The organism is Mediterranea sp. ET5 (genome assembly GCF_023337025.1).
GTDB lineage: Bacteria > Bacteroidota > Bacteroidia > Bacteroidales > Bacteroidaceae > Phocaeicola_A.
In genome coordinates, this window is sequence record NZ_JAMBLN010000023.1 from 18719 (window position 1) to 42663 (window position 23945).

General features: G+C 58.7%; 12 protein-coding genes. 4 read left to right on the forward strand and 8 right to left on the reverse strand.

Features of this window, described 5'->3' with window-relative positions; genetic code table 11:
• The first annotated feature begins 95 nt into the window (after positions 1-95).
• Positions 96-1883, forward strand: a complete 1788-nt coding sequence (locus M3087_RS12450) for a PCMD domain-containing protein (protein WP_249096221.1) — start codon at positions 96-98, stop codon at positions 1881-1883.
• Between the two features lie 98 nt (positions 1884-1981).
• On the opposite strand, the gene M3087_RS12455 is transcribed toward M3087_RS12450, so the two are convergent.
• The 7 genes from M3087_RS12455 to ahcY all read right to left on the reverse strand — a co-directional run bounded on the left by M3087_RS12455 (position 1982) and on the right by ahcY (position 15335).
• The gene (locus M3087_RS12455) at positions 1982-4414 is read right to left on the reverse strand and encodes a TIM-barrel domain-containing protein (protein WP_249096223.1); all 2433 of its coding nucleotides are present in this window, start codon (positions 4412-4414) and stop codon (positions 1982-1984) included.
• Between the two features lie 67 nt (positions 4415-4481).
• The gene (locus tag M3087_RS12460) at positions 4482-6107 is read right to left on the reverse strand and encodes a RagB/SusD family nutrient uptake outer membrane protein (protein WP_249096226.1); all 1626 of its coding nucleotides are present in this window, start codon (positions 6105-6107) and stop codon (positions 4482-4484) included.
• Positions 6108-6124: 17 nt separating this feature from the next.
• The gene (locus M3087_RS12465) at positions 6125-9337 is read right to left on the reverse strand and encodes a TonB-dependent receptor (RefSeq protein ID WP_249096228.1); all 3213 of its coding nucleotides are present in this window, start codon (positions 9335-9337) and stop codon (positions 6125-6127) included.
• 155 nt (positions 9338-9492) lie between these two features.
• Complete coding sequence (locus tag M3087_RS12470) at positions 9493-10518, reverse strand: FecR domain-containing protein (RefSeq protein ID WP_249096230.1); 1026 nt, start codon at positions 10516-10518, stop codon at positions 9493-9495.
• Positions 10519-10622: 104 nt separating this feature from the next.
• Positions 10623-11228 carry an RNA polymerase sigma-70 factor gene (locus tag M3087_RS12475; protein ID WP_249096231.1) on the reverse strand — a complete coding sequence of 202 codons (606 nt, stop codon included), beginning with the start codon at positions 11226-11228 and terminating at the stop codon, positions 10623-10625.
• Positions 11229-11389: 161 nt separating this feature from the next.
• Positions 11390-13906 (reverse strand): YfhO family protein, encoded by a 2517-nt coding sequence (locus M3087_RS12480; protein WP_249096233.1) that lies wholly within the window; start codon positions 13904-13906, stop codon positions 11390-11392.
• A gap of 10 nt (positions 13907-13916) precedes the next feature.
• Positions 13917-15335 carry an adenosylhomocysteinase gene (ahcY, locus tag M3087_RS12485; protein ID WP_249096234.1) on the reverse strand — a complete coding sequence of 473 codons (1419 nt, stop codon included), beginning with the start codon at positions 15333-15335 and terminating at the stop codon, positions 13917-13919.
• 917 nt (positions 15336-16252) lie between these two features.
• Between ahcY and M3087_RS12490 the strand changes: the two genes are divergently transcribed.
• From M3087_RS12490 to M3087_RS12500, 3 genes are read left to right on the forward strand one after another with little or no spacing between them, the layout of a single operon-like run.
• On the forward strand, positions 16253-17695 hold the full coding sequence (locus M3087_RS12490) for a calcineurin-like phosphoesterase C-terminal domain-containing protein (protein WP_249096235.1): 1443 nt from the start codon (positions 16253-16255) through the stop codon (positions 17693-17695).
• A gap of 44 nt (positions 17696-17739) precedes the next feature.
• Entirely contained in the window at positions 17740-21006 is a 3267-nt protein-coding gene (locus M3087_RS12495) for a SusC/RagA family TonB-linked outer membrane protein (RefSeq protein ID WP_249096236.1), read from the forward strand.
• Between the two features lie 11 nt (positions 21007-21017).
• Complete coding sequence (locus M3087_RS12500) at positions 21018-22805, forward strand: RagB/SusD family nutrient uptake outer membrane protein (RefSeq protein WP_249096238.1); 1788 nt, start codon at positions 21018-21020, stop codon at positions 22803-22805.
• 83 nt (positions 22806-22888) lie between these two features.
• Here the strand turns inward: M3087_RS12500 and M3087_RS12505 are convergent, their stop codons facing one another.
• Positions 22889-23896, reverse strand: a complete 1008-nt coding sequence (locus M3087_RS12505; protein ID WP_249096254.1) for a quinone-dependent dihydroorotate dehydrogenase — start codon at positions 23894-23896, stop codon at positions 22889-22891.
• Positions 23897-23945: the final 49 nt, after the last annotated feature.

The following is a 23945-nucleotide window of genomic DNA, read 5'->3' on the forward strand; positions in this document are numbered from 1 at the left end:
TGCGTACGTGCAAAATTATAAGAACTTTGCAGCGATTTTCCGGACTGTGCGAAACGGTCTGCAAGGTAAGAATATAATATTAAACAACGAAGACGATGAAGAAAGATTTTTTCAAGACCATGCTCCTGATGCTGTGTGCGGTTTTTACGTTCACGGCATGTAGCGACGACGACGATCCCATCCTGGGCAGTGAGGCTGCGATGATCAGCTTCTCCTTTGACCCCTCTGTAGCTGCCAACTCCATTGTGACCTCCCAACCGGTCATCGGCAGTGACAACTCGATTACGTACACGGTGAGCGAACAGGCTACCGAGGCACAGCTGGCTACGCTGGTGCCGACAGTGGTTGTTTCCTCCGGTGCCACCTATACGGCTTCCGGTTCTGACTTCTCGAAGGAAGTGACCTACAAGGTCGTTTCAGAGGACGGTCAGACGACCACGCAATATGTGGTGAAAGTGCCGGGCTTGACCTATCCCATCGAGGAGCAGGTAGCCGGAACCTACAAAGGCTTGCTGAACGTGGAGATGCTGGGAAACAGCCTGGTGGTCGACGAGCCGAAGAACATCACCGTGACGAAGAACAAGGGCAACGCCGTTGATTTGCTCCTGACTGACTTCTCCTTCCAGGGAATGCCTTTGGGCGACATCCAGCTCGACAGCCTGACGGTGACACTTGACGACAAGGGCGTGTACACCTTCACCGGCAACCAGGGACTGACCTTGGGTAGCGGTGTGGGCGACTGCACCGTGGAGACCGAAGGTACGGTGGACAAGGGTGCCGTGACAGCGAAGCTCACCATCCTGTGGATGCAGACTCCCATCAATGTGACCTATACCGGCGAACGCCTGACGGGCGACGAGAGTGGCGAGGCAAAGATGACGGCATTCTCCTTCACCGGAAATCCTTCGTTCGTGGCACAGCAGCCGGTCATCAACGACGACAATACCATCACGTTCGGCGTCAGTGAGTCTACAACCGACGAGCAGCTGAAGTCGCTGCAAGCCACCGTGGAGGTTTCGGCCGGCGCAACCTACAAGGCCGACGGCACCGACTTCTCCAAAGACGTGACCTACACCGTGGTTGCGGAGAACGGCACCGTGGCAACCTACGTTGTGAAGGCTCCCGCCCGTATGGCATCGCTGAAGTATTCCTTCGACGAGTGGGAAAGCGTGGCAGGAAGCTTCATCAGCAACGCATACGACAAGCCGAAACCGACGAATGAGTTGGCCTCCAGTGCCGAAGGCGCAGGCATGCTGAAGCTCTTCGGGGTTACCGACATGCCTATCTACAAGTCGACCGACGACAAGGTAGCAGGTGCAGCCGCTGCCCGCCTGGTGACGATGGATACAAGTGCGCAGGCAAACTCGCTGGTGCCCGCCATCACATCCGGTTCGGTGTTCACGGGCTGGTTTGACATGTCGGTGGCTACAACCGACAAGTTGAGCAGTACACGCTTCGGCATCGCCTATGACAAGAAGCCGTTGCGCTTCAAGGGCTACTACAAGTACACGCCGGGTGAGAAATTCATAGACGGCACGGACGTGGAGAACATCGTCACCGTGGACCAGACCGACGAGTGCGCCATCCAGGCAGTGCTCTACGAAGCTGAGACCGATGACTTCACGTTGACAGGTCACGACATCAACAACTCTGACAAGCGCGTCGCAGTAGCTGCTCTGTCTGACGGTACGGCAAAGGCAGCCTGGACATCGTTCGATATCCCCTTCACCTGGCTCGAAGGCAAGACCTATGACCCTGCCAAGAAGTACAAGCTCGCCATCGTCTGCTCATCCAGCAAGGAAGGCGACCTCTTCAAGGGGGCAGGCGGCAGCACACTGCTCATCGACGAGTTCGAGGTAGTCGGCGAGGCCGTAGCGAAATAACGGACCGTTCATATCCTCTCTTTAAATTGATAAGAAAAGCCGTCCCGGCTTCCCCTGACGGGGGAGTGGGGCGGCTTTCTTGTATGATAAGATTGGGGTTAGAGGGAGAGGCGCAGGAGGGTGCCGTCATAGTCGACTTGCCGGGTCGTGCCGTTCTCTCCCATCACGACAATGTGGAAGCGGCGGTGCTTCAGCATGCCCTTGAAGGCTCCCTGCCGTGTGCCGATGGTGAGTTCTCTGGTTGCGTCCTTCCAGTTGAAGGTGATCTCGGTGAAGGCTCCCTTCTCATAGTTATAGTTGTCGCCCTCATCCTCGTAGAGGGTGAAAGTGCCGTCAGCTCCCGGGTAGACGCGTATCTCCAGGTCATCCCAAGGTTTCTCCGACGCATACTGCACGTCCGGTCCCCACGGCAGGATGCTTCCCGCCTTGACATACACCGGCATGATGTCGATGGGGCACGGACGCCGGAGGGTCTGTCCGCCATTCAGCCGTTCGTTGGTCCAGAAGTCATACCAGTCGTTCCCTTCCGGCAGATAGACTTCGACGGGAGCTGCTGCCTGTTTGACATCCGGGTAGATGAGGTGTCCGCGCTTGTTGTCGTCCTTCCAGGTATACATCGGGTCCGTGACCGGTTTGACGAGGAGGTTGCGTCCGAACAGATATTCATCGTTGCGGGTGGCTGCCTTGCGGTCGTGTGCATAGTCCATGACAAGGGCACGCATAAGGGTGTTGCTGTGTTGCACGGCAGCTCCTGCGTTGCTGTAGATGTAGGGCAGCAGGCGATAGCGCAGGCGGATGAATTTCTTCATGGCGTCGTATGCCCAGTCTCCCTCCTTTCCGAAGAGATAGAGTTCACTGACCATGGGTGACGAGCAATGGTTGCGCATCAGGGGCATGAAGGTTCCCCACTCTATCCATCGCGTCTGCAACTCCTGCAAGGCAGGATTCTTCGGGTCCTGTTCGAACTCCCAGTAGAAGAAGCCGCCCAGGTCCGTATTCCAGAAGGGAATGCCGCAAAGCGAATAGTTCAGCCCGGAGGGCACCTGCTGCTTCATCTCCTGCCACGAGGCGAGGATGTCTCCGCTCCAGGAGAAGGTCCCGTAGTGCTGCAGCCCGAAGGCGCCGCTGCGTGTCATCTGCACGGAGCGTTTCGTGTTTCCCTTCATGGCGCGTTGGTGCTCATAGATGCCCCGGTTGTGCACCAGCGAGAAGGCATTTTTCACGCTGCGCCATGTGCCGTCGTGTGTCATGTAGTCGTCGTCGCCGGGCTTCTCGAAGTGGTCCGGTTCGGTGGAGTCGGTCCACCAGGCATCGAAGCCCATGCGATAGAGATTGGTGAGGTGTTTCCAGTAGATGTCCCGTGCTTTCGGGTTGAAGACGTCCGCTACGAGGACGCCGGCGTTGCGCGGCCATGTGTCGAAGGGGAGTAGAGCGCCGATTTCCTTCAGTTCGGCATAAGGCTCCGTCCACGGTCCGAAGTCCGGCCAGATGGTAATCATGAGGTGGGCGTGGTTGCTGTGTACGTAGTTGACCATTTCACCGGGCGATTTGAGTCGTGGCTGCTTGGGCGTGAGCGTACGCATGTCGTTGGGCAGGTACTTGTCCCACGCCGGGTCACCCACCTTGTTAATATAGTACGGGTTCATGAAGCGCATGGCGTTCCAGTTGGAGTCGCATCCCCAGTATTGCCAGTCCTGAACGATACCGTCGAGGGGAATTTGCAGCCGGCGGTAGTTGTCCAGTACCTCTGCCAGTTCGTCGCTTGTCTTGTAGCGTTCGCGGCACTGCCAGTACCCCATGGTCCATAGAGGAAACAAGGTTGCCTGTCCCGTGAGCTCGCGGATGGAGGCGATGACACCATCCTGTGTGCCGTCGCGGTAGATAAAATAGTAGTCGCTGCACAGCCCTACTTCGGAGGTGAAGGTGGTGCCTTCGGCATTGTCATCATAGTAGCTCTTGCCGGGGTTGTCCCAGTAGAGCCCCCATCCCTTCTCACTGGTGATGTAGGGGATAGAGATGTAGGTGTTGTGGTTCCAGATGTCGATGTGCCGTCCGCGTTGCACCATGCAGGTGTCGCGCAGCTGCCCCAGTCCGTAGAGCAGTTCGTCGGGAGCGACTTGCCACGTCTGGCTGAGCCGGTACTTCCCTTCGTCGTTGTCACCGTGCCGTTTGGTAAAGGAGCAGGCTTTCTCCTGCATGAGCAGGTTGCCCGAAGCGGTATAGAAGCCGACGATGCCGGTGCTCAAGTCGAGTTGTACCTGTAAGTCGTGTGTTGATAGTGTCAGTCGCCCGTTGTCTTCAGCGGACGTGACCTTACCTGCGTCGGGCTTCAGAATCACGGAGTAGCTCTGCTTGTCGGGCTGGCGGTCTGCAGCCGGATATTTGACAACCCTCACGATGGAGGGAGTGTAGAATTGAAGGACGATGTTCACATCGCCTACCTGGCGGGTGATAGCCTTGTCCGTACGGGCTTGCAGCGGAAGTACGGCACAAAGCCACGCCAGCAGAAAACAGATGTTTCGGAGTTTCATGGGTGTGTAAGTTTTAAGTAGGAAGGCGTGCCGTTCCTGTTACTGCGGGAGCGGCACGCCGGATGAGTTAATAGCCAGGGTTCTGTTTCAGCTTGCCGTTGGTCAGAATCTGTTTGTTCGGGATGGGGTAGAGATTCTTCGTTGCGTCACTTGCATCGTGTGAGAACCATGCCCGTGTGGTGAAGACCCCGAAGCGGACCATGTCTTGCCGGCGGCGTCCTTCCTGTGAGAATTCCCAACCCAGTTCGTCGAGCATTCTGCCATACTGGATGACGGCATTGTCGTGTGTGGCGGCGATGTTGTCGCGCCGCCCGTAGTCATAGCAGCTGTTGCCTGTCAGCTGGCTACCCGTGACCACGGCTTTCTCCGGATGCGAACGGAAGTTACGTTCACGCACCAAAGTGACTAGCTCGGCAGCCTCGTCTGTATGTCCGGTGCGGAGCAGTGCCTCTGCTTTCATCAGGCAGACGTCGGCATAGCGCAGTAACGGGAAGTCATTGCTCAGCCGATTGGTGATGCCTTGTGCATACTCGAACTTTCCCCAACGCAGTCCTTGGTTCTCCTCTGATGCGTCGATGCTGGTCACCTTGTTGACATACACGAGCGGCTTTCCTACGAGATTGCCCATCGTGCACTTCAGCGGGTTGCCGGCGGCGTCGTATTGTGGGCCGGCAATGAAGTCATCGGCGAGCCGTTTGTCATCCGGGTCGAAGGTGTCGATGTATTGGGGCAGTACGCAGACACCTCCCCAGGGAGTCTGCTTGAAGTTATACGTGGCCTGGTTCTCCGGCTGGAGGCTGTAGAGATGGAAATCGAAGGCGTTCCAGTCAGTGACATACGTCTCGTCAAAGGGCAGTGCGAAGATGATTTCTTTGGAGTTCTCGTTGTGGGTGGCGAAGACATTCTTGCGTGTACTCTCCAGTTCATACTTGCCGCAGTTGATGACACGGTCACAGGCTTCGATACATTTGTCGTAGTCTCGGTGTGCACCGTCTGAGAAGACCTCGGAGTTGAGATACATCTTGGCGAGCAGGGTGTATGCCGCCCACTTGTTGAAGCGTCCGTAGTACTCACTGTTGGTTGCCTCCGAGAGGTTGGGGATATTCTCAGTGAGCTCTTTGACAATGAACTCGTAGACTTCTTTGCGGCTGCTTTGGTCGGGCAGGAAGCCTTCAGGCACATCGAACTTCGTGATGATGGGTACGTTGCCGAAAAGGTCGTCGAGGACATAGTAGTATGAGGCGCGTAGGACTTTCAGCTCTGAGATGATGGCTGTCTCGCGCTCGCCGAGCCGTACTTGTCCTGACTCGATCTGATAGAGCACGCGGTTGCAGGCGTTGATTCCGTCATAAGTACGTACCCACGACTGCAACGGGATATCGTCTTCACTGGTCCACTTGTGCTGGTGCATGCGTTTATAGACACCGCCGTCGACCCATCCGTTGGGCCGGGCAGGGATAACGTCCTCGTCGGTCGAGAGCATTTGCGCCCTCGCTACTCCATTCCATTGCAGGAAAGTCTTTCTCCAGGAGACGTAGGCGGACGCCAGCAGTGAAGCGGCATCCTCGTCGGTCGGTTGGAAGCCGTCGGCAACCACGTTGGTGTAGTTGGTCTCTTCCAGCTCGGTGCAGGACCCTGCGCTCATGAGGAGTGCGGCTCCCAGCATGCTTAGATAAGGTATATTGCTTTTCATTGTTCAATTCGTTGAAATTAGAAGGTTACATTGAGACCGAAGGTGAAGGCACGGGTGTGGGGATATGTGTCTCGGTTGTCATACCCCGGTGCCAGTCCGGATGACGACACTTCCGGGTCTATCCCTTCGTAGCCTGTGATGGTCAGTGCGTTGTTGACGGAGCCGTAGAGTCGTAGCGACTTGATGTATTTGCCCAGTTGTCCGAATGTGTAGCCCAGGGTGATGTTGTCTATCTTCCAGTAGTCACCGTCCTCCACATAGTAGCTGTTGAACTCTTCAGAACAGAGACTGTTGAGGACGACCTTGCCGTAGACGGGCTTGTAGGCCGAACGCAGGCGGTTCCAGTCCTGACGGCTGCGGTTCTCATAGAACATGCGTGAGCCATTGATAATCTGGAAGCCGAAGGCTCCGCGCATGTTGATAGCGAGGTCCCAGTGCTTGTAGCGGAACTGGTTGTTGAATCCCAGGTGCCACTTGGGGATGCCATTACCGATAATCTGCTTGTCTTCAAACGCACGGCTGAAGTCGTCGTAGCCTACCAGCGCTCCGTTCCGGTCCTCGTAAATCCACTTGCCTTCTTCGTCGACATCGACCACCTTGAAGCCGTACATGTCGCCCACCTGGTGTCCGATGCGGACGATGTGTGATTCCGTCTTGACCGGTTCCTCAATCCATCCTGCCATGAAGTAGTCCGAGGAGGTTTGGTAGAGGTCGTTCGAGAGGCTTTTCAGTTTGTTGGAGTTGGTGGAGAAGGTGAGTGTGGAGTTCCACTCGAAGTCCTTTGTGCGGAAGGGGATTGCATTGAGCATGAGCTCCAGTCCGGCATTGCTCATCTCACCCACGTTGGCGCGTGTGGTGGTGTAGAGGTTGGGAGGCGAGGGGACGGTGTAGTCGTAGAGCAGTCCCTTGATGAGGCGGTAGTAGTAGTCTACAGACGCATTGAGACGGTAGTTGAGCACGCTGAAGTCTACTCCGACGTCATACTCATGCTTCTCCTCCCACTTTAGTTTGCTGTTGGAGTTCTGTGTCGGTTGCAGGGCACGTATCCATTGTCCGTTGTAGAGGTAGTAGTCGCCATAGCCCAGCAGGGGAACACCCAGGAATGACTGGCTGGGCTGGGATCCCGTCACGCCATAGCCGGCACGGAGCTTGATGTCGTCGAACACTTTCTGTCCCCTCATGAAGGGTTCCTGTGTGATACGCCATCCCAATGAGATGGAGGGGAAGTTGCCCCAGGGTCTGTCCGTTCCCGCCAGTTGGCTGGCAGCCTCGTGCCGCAGGCTTGCCATGAGGAGATAGCGATCCTTGTAGTTGTAGTTGATGCGGGCGAAGAAGCCGATGAGATTGGTCTTGAGGTAGTAGCTGTATTCTGTTCCCTTGCCCTCTTTCAGTGCCTGACCGATGCCGATGTTGTGCCAGCTGAAGAGGTCCGTCGGGAAGTTATAGTTGCGCTCGTACTGGTTGCTGTAGCTCCCTTCCTGGTAGCTGTAGCCGACAAGTGCCTGCACCGTGTGGTTGCCGAAGGTCTTGTGGAACTGTGCAGTCAGTTCCATCAGTTTGGTCATGGAAGCCGAGCTGCCCGTCGTGGCGTAGCCGTTCATGCCGTCGCGTATGTTCGAAATGTGCTGCTTTGTCTCGTAGTAGCCTCCATCCTGTGTGCTGCGGTCGTAGGAGAGGAGTGCGTTAAGCGTCAATTCACGGATAGGGTTGAAGGTGACGTTGGCGTTCACCCGCAGCTGGGCGACATCCTGTGTGCCGTCGCACTCGTAGATGCGGGACACCGGATTGTCGTAGTTGAAGATGCCGGTGTTTTCATACCACGTACCGTCCTCGTTCTTGACAGGTTCCGTCGGGTTGTGTATCATGGCTTGACGCCAGATGTAGGTGTTGAAACTGCCACCGTCGGCAGTAGCAGTGTATCCTGTCTTGTTGGCGAGAAGCTGGAAGTTGAACTTCAGCCTGTTGTCGAACATGGAGTGATTCACTTCGGCGCGTCCTTGGAACTCTTCCTTGTTGGAGCGCTTGAAGATGCCCTGGAGCTGGCGGTAGTTCAGGTTGAATATGTAGTTGGTTTGCGAGTTACCTCCTTTGAAGGAGAGGTTGTGCACGTGGCTCAGCCCGGTGCGCAGGACCTCATCCATCCAGTCGGTGCTTGCTCCCAAGTCCCACGAGGCGTCGCGGAGTCCGTCGGCTATTTGCTGACGATAGTCGGCGGCGTTGCAGAAGTCGGGTTTCTTGGCTATGTGCGACAGGCTCAGATAGCCGCTATACTGCACTTCGTTGATGTTGTCGCCTTTGGCCTTCTTGGTGGTGATCATGACCACGCCGTTGGTACCGCGTGAACCGTAGATGGCTGCAGCGGAGCCGTCCTTGAGCACATCGATGCTCTCGATGTCTTCCGGGGCGACCGTGTTGAAGTCTCCCGGAACACCGTCAATGAGGATAAGCGGATTAGTCGACGCTCCCAGGATGGTCGTGTTGCCGCGCAGGGAGATTTCCGTCTTGCCGACGGGGTTACCACTGGGGTTGGTGATGCTCAAGCCGGCAATCTTTCCCTGGATGAGTTGTCCTGCATCATTGACGGCCCCTGTGATGAAGTCTTCGCTCTTCACGCTGCCCACAGAACTGGTCACATCGCCCTTGCGTTGCGTGCCGTAGCCGATGACGACCACTTCGCTGAGCACCTTGTTGTCTTCCCGGAGGGTGATACGGAAGTCCCGACGCCCACTGACCGGTAGCTCCTGTGTAGCGAAGCCCACATAGCTCACTTGCAGGACTCCTTCACTGTCAGCTTCGAGCGAGAACCGTCCTTCCAAGTCAGAGATGGTTCCGTTGCCGGTACCCTGCTCCTTGACGGTCGCTCCGATGATGGGTTCGCCCTGTTCGTCGGTGATGAGACCTGTGATGCGCCGGCGGTCACCCTTCCCGACGGTCTTCTGTCGGTCTGCTCTGGAGATTATGACTTTCTTGCCTTTGATTTCGAAGTGGAGCCGTTGTCCGGCAAGAATCTGACTGACGGCTTCCGTCAATGTAGAGGCATTGACGGTGACCACCTCCGACGTGTTGACGTCAGAGCCTTCGTAGACGAAGGAATACCCACTCTTATGTTCCAGTTCGGTCATTGCCTGTTTCACTGAAACGTTGTGTAGCCTGAGGCTGAGCTCCTGTGCATGGGTCACGAGGTGGCACGACAGGAGGGCGGCTACGAGAAATGTTCTGCTAAAGTTCATCTTGAAACGAATAAAGGTTAGGATAAATAACAGGATGACGACACAGACACCAGCCCGTGTCGCAGTGGCGGTTTTGCCTTCCCCTTTTAGGGAGGGCTCGCGGTCAATCGGTAGTTGTTGGTTTCATGGTCTTTAAGGTATGGTTTTACATGAGGTTAATTCGAATAAAGTGTCACGCGGCGTCTCTCAATCCGATAGCGGACTTTCCCCGTGGCGGCAAGCGCGTCAAGGACTTCTGTCAGGGAGTTCTCCATGCGGATAAAGGTGCCGTAGAAATGGCAGTCCTCTAATCCCTCCGAGGCGAGCGTCACACTGACGTGGTAGCACTGCTCGATTTTTCGTGCAATGGTCTCAATGGACTCTCCGTCGAAAATGAGCCTACCGCCTGTCCATTGATTGGCGAGGTTAGCGTCGTAGGTGTCGCGAACGAGTGTGCCCGTATGTTTGTCGACCACAATCCGGTCGCCCGGTTTCATCAGTTCGGGAGAGCCCTTGCGGACGAGATTTTCCAGACGGATGCAACCTTCGGCGAGGATGACTTCAGCCTCCTTGTCGTCGGGATAGTCGCGGAAGTTGAAAGCCGTTCCAAGGTCTTGGACACAGACGGAGGAGGTGTGTACGCAGAAGGGCAGCTGTTCGTTCTTCTCTACCTCGAAGAAGCCTTCACCTTCCAGCCGGACGTTGCGGTCTTTCACTCCGAATCCCTGTGAATAGGCGAGCCGGGAGCCGGCATTGAGCCAGACAACAGTTCCGTCGGGGAGGGAGGTCCGCGTCCGCGAGTCTTGGGGAACCTCGATGGTGATGTCGGCAAAGGCGGACAAGAGATGTTTCTGTCCGGCGTAGTAGCCGATGCCGCCTGCCAGACAGAGCAGGAGTATCCCTGCCGCATAGCCTGTCCACCGTCGCAGTGTCTGCCGTCCGGCAAGGAAGTGACGGTTGGCGGACGTCCGCTTTCGGTTTATCCGGCGGAGGAAGACTGCATAGGCAGCCTCCTTGTCATACTTGCGCAATTCCTCGGGACGGGTGGCGGAGAACCACAGCTCCTGTCGTTGGTGCAGATACTTGGCATTCGCTGCGTCTGCCGAAGCCCAGGACTCCAGCTCTTGCCGTCCTTCCGGGTCCAGTTCGCCGCAGAGCAGGCGGATGATGAGGTCGTCGATGTGTTCGTTGGTTGTTTCCATGTTTAGAGGGTTCTAAGCATAAGACGAAAAAAAGAAGCCGGCGGGTAGCCGGCAATGCAGAAAAATGAAGGACGGAGGCAAAAAAAGTGAGAAAGTTGTGCCTCTCAATGCATTCCGTTGTGCAGAAGGAGGAGGACAGCCAGTGACAGATACTCCCGCAAGTCCTCATGCAGCAGTGCGAGGGCACGTTTGATGTGATATTTTACCGTGTTGACTGAGATGCCCAGCTCCTGGGCAATCTCTTCGTTTCTTTTCCCTTCGAAGCGGCTCAGGCGGAACACTTTCCGGCACTCCTCGGGGAGCTGGCGGATGGCTGCATGGACCCGCTCCTCCAGTTCCTCTTCCAGCAGCTTGCCCAACGGGCTGTCATCGCTTTTCAGGTAACGGACGACGGGCAGTGCCTCGATGCCCCCTGCTCCCGGAACGGACTGTTCACGCTCCACCTGCTGAGAACGGAGGTAGTCGAGACAGCGGTTGCGCACGCTCTGCACCAGAAAGCTGCGCAGCGAGCTCTCGATGGACAGGCGCTCTCTTATCTCCCAAAGGTGGAATATCACGTCGCTCACGATGGTTTCCGCCAGGAAGTCATCGCCCACATATTGCGCCGCCACGTGGCACAAGATGGGGTAGTGGCGGTCGTACAGATACCTGTAGGCACGTTCGTCGCCCTCTTTCAACAGTTCCACCATAAACTTTTCCGTGCTGTCCATGAGATTCAAATCATAAGCCGGTGGCAAAGATACGAAAAAACGGGTACATCCCTTCCGCCTTGTTGGCAGGATGCCCCGTTACCTTCCTCCCACCCCAACACCAAACGAGCCCCTGCCGACCTTCGGCAGAGGCTCGTTTGCTCTCAGGCAGGGGTTGCGCATCACTTACGCTTTCCGCGTCGCACGTGCAGCACGATGCCTGCCACGATGCCCAGCAGCAAGAGGGCGAGGGCGATGTAGGCGATGGTCTCTGTCGTGTGCAGCGAAACCGGGTCGAACGTCATCACCAGCTCGTGGCGTCCGGCGGGCACCTGGAGCGCACGCAGGATGTAGTCGGCGCGTCCGACTGCCACCTCCTTGCCGTCGATGAAGGCCTGCCAACCGGGATAGTACACCTCGGCGAAGACCACCACGCCACCCTTCGGAGAGTTCACTTCGTAGGTCAGGCGATTGGCGTCGTAGGACTTCATCGTCACCGTACAGGTGGAGTCGACGGGTTGTGCCTGTCCGACGGCAGACGCGAAACGCTTGTCCACCACTGCCGTATGACGGGGGTTGATGTGGTGGAGCGCCTCAATCTCCTCGTTGGCATTCGCCACCTCCTGCACCTCGCTGACGAACCATGCGTTGCCTAAGGCATAAGGGTTCTGCAGGGGGACGGTCGTCCCGTCGGCGGCAGGAAGGATGAACCAGCGCGTGTTGAGCATGTTGATGACCGGGAACAGCGAGTCGTTCACCTGCGTCATGTCGCCGCCGGCGGTCGCTACCTCTTTATAGAGAGCCTGCATCTCGGGGGCGATGTGCGCCTCGATCATCTCCTGGTAGCGGCGCAGCTTCGCGGCGTTATATCCGCCCACGCTCTTGTGGTAGTAGGAAGTCTCGTTCTCGTTGAAGGTGTTCGACGCAAGGTTGAGCACACGGTAGTCCAGTGATTTGTCGCTGAGGATGACCTTGTCGGCGGCCGACGGGCTGAACAGCTTGCTGTGTGACACCTCCCGAGGCTCGACATACATCTCGTCGCACAGGTAGCGCTTGTTCACCGACCAGAGGTCCACGAGGCAGAGCACGCCGACCAGCACCAGGGTCGTCTTCGCCTTCAGCCTGCCCAACGCGAAGAAGGCGATGAGCAGCGTGCCGGCGAGCACCACGAAGAAGCTGCGCCACGCATCGGCAGTGAACATCGCCACGCGCATGTCCGTCAGGTTCGTCAGCACCGCGGTGAGGTACTGAGACGGCAGTCCGTTCTGCAGCGCGCCCATCTCCATCGAAGAGATGAACGACGAGAAGCACACCTTCGGCGCCACGGCAAAGAGGAAGGCGACACCGCCCGTCAGCAGGAAGCTGCCCACGAACGCCTTCCGGTGCTCGCGGAGGACCTGCGGACGCGAGAGCACCTCACGCAGCGCCATCATGGCAAGCAGCGGGATGGTGAACTCCGCTATCACCAGGATGGATGCCACCGTACGGAACTTGGCATACATCGGCACGTAGTCGATGAAGAAGTCGGTGAAGCCCATGAAGTTCTTTCCCCACGACAGGAGCACCGACAGCACCGTGGCTGCCAGCAGCGCCCACTTCATCGGGCCCTTCACGATGAAGCAGCCCAGCACGAAGAGCATCAGCACGAACGCCCCCACGTAGACGGGGCCCGAGGTGCCCGGCTGCTCGCCCCAGTACTGCGTCAGCTGGCTGTAGAGCGAGCTGAACTGCGGGTCCGCCTTTGCCATTGCCGTGGCATTGTCGCTCATCAGCATGGGCTTGTCGCCGCGGTTGCTCGCGCCGCCCTTCACGTTCGGCACCAGGAGGGACCACGTCTCGCCGATGCCGTAGCTCCAGGCAGTGATGTAGTCGCGCTCCAGTCCGCTGTCCGTCTGGTTCCCGTTGTCCGCTTTCACCAGTTCGCTCTTGCCGCGCATGGACTCCTTGCTGTACTGCCAGGTGTGGTAGAGGTTCGACAGGTTCACACAGGCACCGATGGCAGCTGCCACCAGCAGCGTGCACGTCGCCTTGACGAAGCGCGGCATCTCCTTCTTCCGCCAGGCATCCACGCCGAAGGCTATCGCCATGAAGAGCATGACGAAGCCGAAGTAGTAGCTCATCTGGATGTGGTTCGAGAGGATTTGCAGAGCGAGGAAGAACGCCGTGACGATGCCTCCCCACAAGTACTTGCCGCGGTAGGCGAGCACGACGCCCGCTATCGTCGGCGGGATGTAGGCGAGGGTGACGAACTTCCAGATGTGGCCTGCCGCAATGATGATGAAGAAGTAGGACGAGAACGCCCACAGCACGGCGCCGAGGGCTGCCATCCATACGCGGAAGTCAAAGGCGCGCAGCAGGATGTAGAACCCGAGCAGCATGATGAACACCAGCCACACGCTGCCCGGAAGATAGAGGTGATAGACGTCCCCGACGGTCTTCAGCAGGTCCGTCGAGTCGTAGCTCGGCGCCATCTGATAGGTAGGCATGCCGCCGAAGAGCACGTTGGTCCAACGGGTGCGCTCGCCCGTACGCTGTTGATACTCTTGCATCTCGATGCCCGCGCCGATGCCTGCCACCGCGTCGTGCTGTGCCAGTACGCGTCCCTCGAGCACCGCCGGGAAGAAGTAGGCGAGCGAGAGCACCACGAAGGCAACCACCGCGATGACATCGGGCAAAATCAGTTTGAAGTGCTTGTTCATAAAAGGAGGGTTAGTATCTGTAATGTTCTGCTTTGTAGGGACCGTCCACGGAGACGCCGATGTAGGCAGCCTGCTCCGGGGTGAGCCGGCTCAGGTGGACGCCGATGCGCTCCAGGTGGAGCCGTGCCACCTCCTCGTCGAGCTTCTTCGGCAGGCGGTAGACGTCGATGGGGTACGGCTGGTTGAACAGCTCGATTTGTGCCAGCGTCTGGTTGGTGAACGAGTTGCTCATCACGAACGAGGGGTGTCCCGTCGCGCAGCCCAGGTTCACCAGACGGCCGTCGGCGAGCAGGATGACGGAGTGCCCGTCCGGGAAGTAATAACGGTCAACCTGCGGCTTCACGTTCACGCGGCGGATGCCGGGGTAGTGCTTGAGCGCGTCGACCTGAATCTCATTGTCGAAGTGGCCTATGTTGCAGACGATGGCCTGGTCGGGCATCTGCTCCAGGTGTTCGATGCGGATGATGTCGATGTTCCCCGTCGTGGTGACGAAGATGTTGCCCTGCGTGCATGCCTCCTCCATCGTCACGACCTGGAAGCCTTCCATGGCAGCCTGAAGGGCGCAGATGGGGTCGATTTCCGTCACGAGCACACGGGCGCCATAGGAGCGCATGGAGTGCGCGCAGCCCTTGCCCACATCGCCGTAGCCTGCGACGACCACCACCTTGCCGGCAATCATCACGTCGGTGGCGCGCTTGATGCCGTCGGCGAGCGACTCGCGACAGCCGTAGAGGTTGTCAAACTTGCTCTTCGTCACCGAGTCGTTGACGTTGAATGCGGGGAAGAGCAGCTTGCCCTCCTCCTTCATCTGGTAGAGTCGGTGTACGCCCGTGGTGGTCTCCTCCGACACGCCGCGCACCTCGGCAGCCACAGCCTGCCAGTAGCCTTTGCGCTCGGCGAGCACCCGGCGCAGGAGGGCGAGCAGCTCGACCTCGTCCTCGGCGTGCACGTCGACATCGAGCACCGACGCATCCTTCTCCGCCTCCACACCCTTGTGGATGAGCAGGGTGGCGTCGCCGCCGTCGTCGACAATCATGTTCGGACCCTTGCCGCCGGGGAAGTTCATCGCCTGGAGCGTACACCACCAGTAGTCGGCGAGCGTCTCGCCTTTCCAGGCAAACACGGGCACGCCCATCTCGGCGATGGCAGCCGCGGCGTGGTCCTGCGTGGAGTAGATGTTGCAGGACGCCCAGCGTACCTCGGCACCCAGGGCGACGAGCGTCTTGATGAGCACGGCGGTCTGGATGGTCATGTGCAGCGAGCCCATCACGCGGGCACCTTTGAGCGGCTTCGTCTCGCCGTATTTTTCGCGCAGAGCCATCAGTCCGGGCATTTCTTTCTCAGCCATGTCGATTTCCTGACGTCCGAATTCCGCCAGTGAAATGTCAGCAACTTTGTAAGGGAGGGTTGAAAACAGTTCGTTTGTCATTTTATAGTGTATTGATTTGTTGTCAGTTCTCCGCCTCGCCGGCGGGTGTGCGTCGGTGCCGTCAGCCGACGGTCCCGCGCGTGTGTCCGGAGGACCTGCAAATATAGGCAAACTTTCTCTTTCAGCAAGATATGCCGGCGGCGAATGTGGGGCGGCAGGATGCCTTCGGTCCGTACGGGCGTCGGTGTCAGAATGTCAAAATGTCAAACGAATCGCCCGAGAAGGGGCTTCCTTGCGCCAAAATACGGATTGGTGACCGGGAAGGCCCTTCTCGCGCGATTTGCAAAATGCAGGTTGTCGCCTTTCCCGTCGTTCCGCTTTCTTTTGTTCAGCGGAAGGGGCGTTCAGCCGACGGGACGTTGCCGGAACCGTCCGTGTGGACGTCAGGAAGACAGGTGACAAACGGAAGGCTCCGTCCGTCTGAAAATGAAAACAGGTAAAGAAAAAGGACAAAACCGAGGCCTTTTTTCGTGCGGACGCGTCCGTACGACGGTGCGGACGAACGACTACGGTGGTACGGACGCGTCCGTACGAAAGTGAAAACGGGTTGGAACGACCGTGCGAAGGGGTTCGAAGCTCCGTTTTTGTGTTAACGGAATAAAAATTGGAGTCTGTCCGGACGTCCGTGTCTTAAAAAGTGTATTCAACTGCGCGCTGGAAGGGACGAAATGACGAAAGTACGCGTCAGCTGAAAACCCCGAATCGGGAAAAAGTGACACCAAAACGGCTGAAACAGCGATAGAATGACAAACCGCGAGCCACGCTCCGCCCCGACACCGGAGGACAGGCACGGGGACTGCCGTCACGGGGGTGTACCAGGATGGAAACGGGATTGTCACAGGGGCGTCACGGTGCTGTAACGGGGAAGGACGTACTTTGCAGCAGTTTTCTGAAATATTCCTAAAACTATTCTATATATGTATCAAAAGTCAGCTAGATTAGGGGCATTCGGAGTCGCCTTGTGGGCACTCTGCCTGAGCGCTGCGGCGCAGAATTCTGTTTTGAGTTTTTCCGGAAAAGTCCTCGACGAGAAGGGCAAGGGCATAGCCGGGGTGGTGGTCAACGACGGGGTCCGTTTCACCCGGACCGACGGCAAGGGCGCCTGGTCGCTCGATTCGGACACCACCGTGAGCAAGTTCGTGAGCATCTCCACGCCGTCGGCTTACCGACTGCCGCAGCGGGAAGGACTGGCGGACGGCTTCTATGTGTCCGTGGGTCAGCTGGCGGCTGGCGGCAACCGGCACGACTTCAGGCTGGAACGGCGCAAGGAGGCGTCGGACCGCTTCTACTACATCGCCGTGTCCGACCCGCAGGTGCGCAACGCACGCGAGATGAAGCGCTGGCGTCAGGAGGCAGTCGTGGACCTGAAGGAGACCATCGACTCGCTGAAGCAGAGCCGCGAGGTGGTGGGCATGACGCTCGGCGACCTGGTGTTCGACAACATGGGGCTGTACCCCGAGTACAAGGAGTCGTTGCGGAACACGGGGGCGACCTTCTTCCAGTGCATCGGCAACCATGACTTCGACCTGCGCTACCAGGACCTGCACAACATGGAGGCGGGGACGCCGGTCTATGGGGAAATGGTCTACCACAGCTACTTCGGCCCGACGGACTACTCCTTCAACGTGGGCAAAGCGCACATCGTGACCATGAAGAACATCAACTACGTAAGCAACAAGAAGTATATCGAAGCACTCACCGGGGCGCAGCTGGCGTGGCTGAAGAAGGACCTGAGCCATGTGCCCGAAGGCAGCCTCGTCATCCTGAACATGCACGCGGCTTCCTGGAACACCGTGGAGCCGGGCGGGAACATCCGCAATGCCTCCGCGCTGAAGGAGGTGCTGGAGGGCTACAACGTGCATGTCTTCTGCGGGCACACCCACTTCCTGCAGAACAACGAGGTCAGCCCGACGCTCTATGAGCACAACATCGGGGCTGCCTGCGGTGCCTGGTGGGCAGGCTGGGTGAACCAGTGTGGCGCACCGAACGGCTACATGGTGGTCGATGTCGACGGCGACCGGCTGAAGTGGCACTACAAGGGTACCCGCCGCGACTTCGGCTACCAGTTCCGCCTGTACAACCGGGGCGAGTTCACGACGCAGAGCAGCTTCGTGGTCGCCAACGTCTGGGACTGGGACAGTGCCTGCCGCGTGGTGTGGTACGAGGACGGGAAGCCCATGGGGGACATGGAGCGTTTCACCGACTCGGACGAGGAGCGTGCCGCGCAGCTGAAGAACCGTGCGAAGGCTCCGAAGACGGGACACCTGTTCCGCCTCATGCCGTCGGACGGTGCGAAGGAAATCCGTGTGGAACTGACCAACCGCTTCGGCGAGGTGTACACGCAGACGCTCCGTCTGTGAACCGGACGGGCGGGAAACTCGTCAACTAATATGAACATGCACTCATGAAAACAAGACAGACAAGGATAACAGGCAGGCGCATGCCGGGCTGCAGACGCGGCCTCGTAAGCCTGCTGGTGGCCTGCTCGGCTGCCACGGCATGGGCTGCCGTCGTCCCGTTCGAGGGGACGGTGGTGGATGCCCAGGGCCAACCGCTCACAGGCGTTGCCGTACGCGTCAAGGGCGAGAACAAGGGGGTAGTGACGGACATCAACGGCCGCTTCACACTCAATGTGGAACAGGGGAAGACGCTTGTGCTGAGCTACATCGGCTACTCCAACCAGGAAATCGAGGTGTCGGACGGACAGCAGATGCAAATCGTCCTGAAGGAGGACGACCAGCTGCTCGACGAGGTCGTCGTCGTGGGTTACGGAACGGCGAAGAAGGCGAACCTGGTGGGCGCCGTGGAGCAAATCGACAGCAAGCAGATAGCGGAGCGTGCCAACAGCAACGTGTCCCGCTCGCTGCAGGGCCTGATGCCGGGACTGAACGTGACGTTCTCCGACGGCAAGCCGTCGCGCAACCCCTCCATCAACATCCGTGGTACGGGCAGCATCGGGGCGGGCGGAAGCGCGCTCATCCTCATCGACGGGGTGGAGGGCGACCTGAACTCGGTGAGCCCCTCTGACGTGGAGAGTGTGTCGGTGCTCAAGGACGCCTCGTCGGCAGCCATCTACGGCGCACGCGGTGCCTTCGGCGTGGTGCTCATCACGACGAAGAAAGCCCAGTCGGGCAAGGCTCGGGTCAACTACAACGGTAGCGTGTCGCTGCACCGGCGTACGGTGCGCACGGAGGACGGCATCGTCTCGAACGGTCTGCAGTGGACCGACGGCTGGTACACCGCCTACCTGGAGGGGAAGAACTCCATCCCGGCGGGCATCAACAACGTGTTCAAGTACTCCACCGACTGGTACAACGAGCTGGTGAAGCGCGATGCCGACCCGACACTCGACAAGGTGCGGGTGAACGACAACGGCGAGTACGAGTACTTCGGCAACACGAACTGGCTCGATATCATCTACCGCGACTTCAACTACTCCACCGAACACAACGTGAGCGTGAGCGGTGGCAGCGACAGGGCGAAGTATTACGTCTCGGGGCGTTACTTCAACCAGGACGGCATATACAGCGCCGGTGGGGAAAGGTACACACAGTACAACCTCAACTCGCGTGGCGAAATCCGGATTAACCGGAACCTCACGCTGGAGAACAGCACGAAGTTCACCCACTTCAAGTCGCACCAGCCGATGGTGATGTACGACCGGCAGAACATCGCCCGGCAGATACAGCACCAGGGCTACCCCGTGACGATGGAGAAGAACCCTGACGGGACCTGGACCGAGGCGGCTGTCTACATCGGCTGGGCAGGCTTCGTCGAGGGGACTTCGTGGCAGAAGAACGGCAAGATAGACTTCCGCAACACCAGCACCCTGACGTGGGAGCCCATCCTGGACCAGCTGACTTTCAAGGGCGATTTCACCTACGCGAAGAGCCTTTCCGACCGTCGCCGCGCCGAGAACCAGTATGAGTACTACACCGGCCCGGAAATCGTGAAGGAGCGCAACACGTACAGCTCCCTGGAGAATGTAGACTATGACAAGGAGTATATCTCCAGCAACATCACGGGCAACTATGAGCCGCAGTTCGCCAACCCCGACCATTACCTCAACGTGCTGCTCGGCTGGAACCTGGAGACCCAGTCCTACGAGACCATTACCACCTACCGCCGTGGGTTGCTGTACCCGACGAAGCCCAGCTTTGCCCTCATGGACGGCGACTACTACACGGAGAACCAGAGCGGCTATGAGTGGGCGTACGTGGGCTTCCTCTACCGCGTGAACTACAACTACAAGAACCGTTACCTCGCCGAGTTCAGCGGACGCTACGACGGCTCGTCGAAGTTCCCCTCCAACCAGCAGTGGGGCTTTTTCCCTTCAGGGTCGGTGGGCTGGCGCATCTCGGAAGAGCCGTTCATGGCTCCCGCCCGCACCTGGCTGGACAACCTGAAGCTGCGCGCCTCCATCGGTAGCCTGGGCAACGGGAGTGTGGACCCGTATCTCTACCTCTCCACCGTTCCCATCAAGCGGACGTCGGTGATTCTTGACGGCGGTCTGCAGGGTTATGCCACCACACCGGGCATCGTGCCCAGCAGTCTGACGTGGGAACGCGCGACGACTTACGACGTGGGCCTCGACTTCGCCCTGCTCAACAACCGTCTCAGCGCCACCTTCGACTACTACCAGCGTTATACCACCGACATGTACACCGTCGGCCCGACGCTGCCCGCCGTGCTGGGTGCCTCGACTCCGAAGGGCAACAACGCCGAGATGAAGACCCGTGGATGGGAGCTCTCCGTGGAGTGGCGCGACCGCTTCACCCTGGGCGACAAGCCGTTCAACTACAGCATCAAGGCGATGGTATGGGACAACCGCACGTGGGTGACGAAGTTCTACAACCCGACCAAATCGCTCTCGACCTACTACGAGGGGCAGGAAATAGGCACCATCTGGGGGTACCACATCGAGGGACTCTTCAAGGACCAGGCTGAGATCGACGCGCATGCCGACCAGTCCTACCTCGTCGTCTCCGACGACAACATCCTGAAGCCCGGTGACCTGAAGTTCGCCGACCTCGATAGCAGCGGCGCCGTGGACAACGGGAAGAACACGCTCGACGACCACGGCGACCTGAAGGTGGTCGGCAACACGACCCCGCGCTACCAGTTCGGCGTCACCCTGGCAGCCAACTGGAACGGCTTCGGCGTGAGTGCTTTCTTCCAGGGTGTGGGGCAGCGCGACTGGTACCCGCACCGCGAGTCCGCCTTCTTCTGGGGACAGTACGACCGTCCCTACAGCTACATGCTGAAGGAGCACACCGGCAACAACGTCTGGACGGAAGAGAACCAGAACACTGACGCCTACTGGCCGCGCTACCGTGGCTACCTGGCTCAAGGCTCGACCCGTGCACTGGGCCGGCAGGCGAACGACCGCTACCTGCAGAACGCAGCGTACGTCCGTCTGAAGAACCTGCAGGTGGACTACACCTTCAGTCCGAAGGTCTGCAAGGCGCTCCATCTGGAGAACCTCAAGGTCTATCTGGCGGGCGAGAACCTCTGCACGTGGAGTCCGCTCTACAAGCACACGAAGATGTACGACCCCGAAGTCATCAATCCGGGCGACGCTGACTTCCGTTCCACCGCCAACACCGACGGCGACGGATACGGCTATCCGCTCCTGAGCAGCTACACCTTCGGCATTAACGTAACCTTCTAACGACAACGCAAATGAAACGACACTATACACTCTTGCTCATGGGACTGCTGGCGCTGGGAGGCTCCTCGTGCGAGGACTTCCTGAACTGCCAGCCTGAGAATGCCGTCGGGTCCGAGGCTTTCATGACCTCGGAGAACGACCTGAAGCTCTACACCAACGGCTTCCTGCAGACTTTCCTCCCCTCGGAAGAGGACATTGCCTGGGGAGGCGACCAGTATGCCGACTACTGTGCCACCCGCACCTCGACGACCTTCCTGAAGGGAGACACCTGGGACTCCAGCCAGCAGGGCGGATGGTCCTGGAATGACCTCCGTCAGGTGAACTACTTCCTCGACCACCTGCCGCAGATGGAGGGCAAAATCGACGAGGCTACCTACCGGCATTATGAAGGGGTGGGACGCTTCTGGCGGGCCTACTTCTACTACAACATGGTGCGCACCTTCGGCGATGTGCCCTGGTATGAACATACGCTTGATACCGGGGAGACGGAGGAGCTCTACAAGGGACGCGACAGCCGCGAGACGGTGATGGCACACGTGCTGGAGGACCTGACGTTCGCCTCGACGTATTGCTCCACTGACGGGACGGAGGTGGAGAGCAGCACGCTTGTCACCCGTTGGGTGGCACTGGCCTTCAAGTCGCGGGTCTGCCTGTTTGAGGGCACGTACCGCAAGTACCACGACGAACTGGGTCTGCAGAGCACGGCCAACCAGTTCCTGGAAGAGGCAGCCGCTGCCGCCAAGGAGCTGATGGACAATGGCCCGTACTCGCTGGTAGACAACCCGTCGGACGTGGAGACGCAGTACCGTGCACTGTTCACGTCCGAGAAAATCAACACGCAGGAAGTCATCTGGGCGATTGCCTATCAGACGGACGTGCGCATGCACGACATTACGTGGAAGATATTCTCCGGTTCGTACGGTGCCAACTGGTCGCTGGTCCGTCCGTTCGTGAACATGTACCTGATGCGCGACGGCAGCCGCTTCACCGACCGTCCGGATTATGCCACGCTGACGTACGACCAGGAGTTTGTCGACCGTGACTGCCGCCTTGCCCAGACCGTCATCGGTCCCGATTACCAGCGGACCATCAGCGGTACGCTCCAGCCCGACGCCCCGAACTTCGCCATTACCTCCACAGGGTACATGATGATCAAGTGGGCGCTTGACGACGATGTACACGTGGGTAAGGCGACGGCAAACAATTCCATCCCCATCTTCCGCTACGCCGAGGTGTTGCTGAACTATGCCGAAGCCATGGCGGAGCTGGGACGGTGCGACCAGTCCGTGTGGAACGCTACCATCAAGCCGCTCCGCGAACGTGCCGGTGTGGACGGCAGCATCCCTGCCGACTACGACCCCTATGTAGCAGCTTATTTTGACAATCAGACACAGGACAAATGGATTCTGGAGGTGCGTCGTGAACGCGGTGTCGAGCTGGCCTTCGAAGGCGTGCGCTACGACGACATCATGCGTTGGAAGCAGGGCAAGCTCATCGAGCGTACCTGGCAGGGGATGTATGTCCCGGCAAAAGATACGCCGTACGACTTGAACCACGACGGGACGTTCGATGTGGCTTACGTCGACCAGGAGCCTGCTGCCGAAGATAAGGTAAAGGGAGTGGACTACGTCGTGCTCGACGGACAGAACTACCGCCTGTCGGAGGGTGACCACGGCTATGTGGAGTACGGCATGTCGCAAGACCGCCGTTGGCTGGACAAGAAATACCTGCGCCCTGTGCCTCTCTCTGCCATTCAAATCAACGAGGCGCTGTTGCCGCAGAACCCGGGCTGGGAGTAACTTCCGGTCCGTATGAAAAAAGAGGATGTGCCGGTGTGAGTGCCGGTGCATCCTCTTTCTTTATGGGTTGTCGGTATGACTGTTCACTCGTCCATCTCCGCCGAGCGGATGACCATCCGGGCGACGATGCCCGGTCCCTCGTAGATGAAGGCGGAGTATATCTGCACATAGTCGGCGCCCATGCGGAACATCCGTTCGGCGTCGCCGGGAGTCATGATGCCGCCTGCCCCGATGATGAAGAGGTCGGGACCGCCGTGCTTGCGCAGGTAGTCGACGGCAAAAAAGGACTTCATGCCCATGCCTTTGCCGCTGACTCCACCGGCTCCGAGGGCTTTCAGCTCGGCTTCCGTGTAGCGGCGTAGCTGGGAACGGTCCATGGTGGGTCCGGTGGCGATGACTCCGTCGAGTCCGTAACGGCTGATGAGGGAAAGTACGGTATCCATGCCCTCGGTCGTGATGTCGCCGGGGAGCTTCAGGAGGATGGGACGCCGCATGCGCATCGTGGCACGCTTCCCGGTCAGTGCGGCAAGAACCTCCTCCATGAGTGCGGCATCGATGGAGCCCCAGTTGAGGGTGAAGTAGTCGGCGACGGCGTTCAGCTCGGTGAAGAGCAGGAGGAAGTCGTCCACTGCCTGACGGCCCTCCGACGCGGGGTTCTTGTTGATGTTGACACCGACGGTCACCCGTCCGGTCTTGTGGCTGAGGCGTTGCTTGACGACCGCCAGCCCGGGGTTGTTGAAGCCCGTGCGCGAGATGAGCGATTCGTCCTTCGGCAGACGGAAGATGCGTGGTGCCGGATTGCCGGGGCAGGGGTCGGGCGTCACGGTACCTACCTCTATGAAGCCGAAGCCGTAGTCTGCCAGTTCGTTGAAGACTTCCGCCCCCTTGTCCATCCCGGCGGAAAGCCCGATGCGGTTCCGGGTGAGGATGCCTTTGCAGAGGATGTCCTCTTCCTCGTACCGGTACTGGCTGCGCAGGTAGGGGCGCAGGAGAGGGATGTAGTTGGTGAGCTTGAGCAGGGAGAAGGTGAGGCGGTGGGCACGCTCCGGTTCCAGGGCGAAGAGGAGCGGACGGAGGATGGATTTATACAGCATAGTACCTTTGCGTTTTGATTGATGACGCAAAGGTACGCAATGCCGT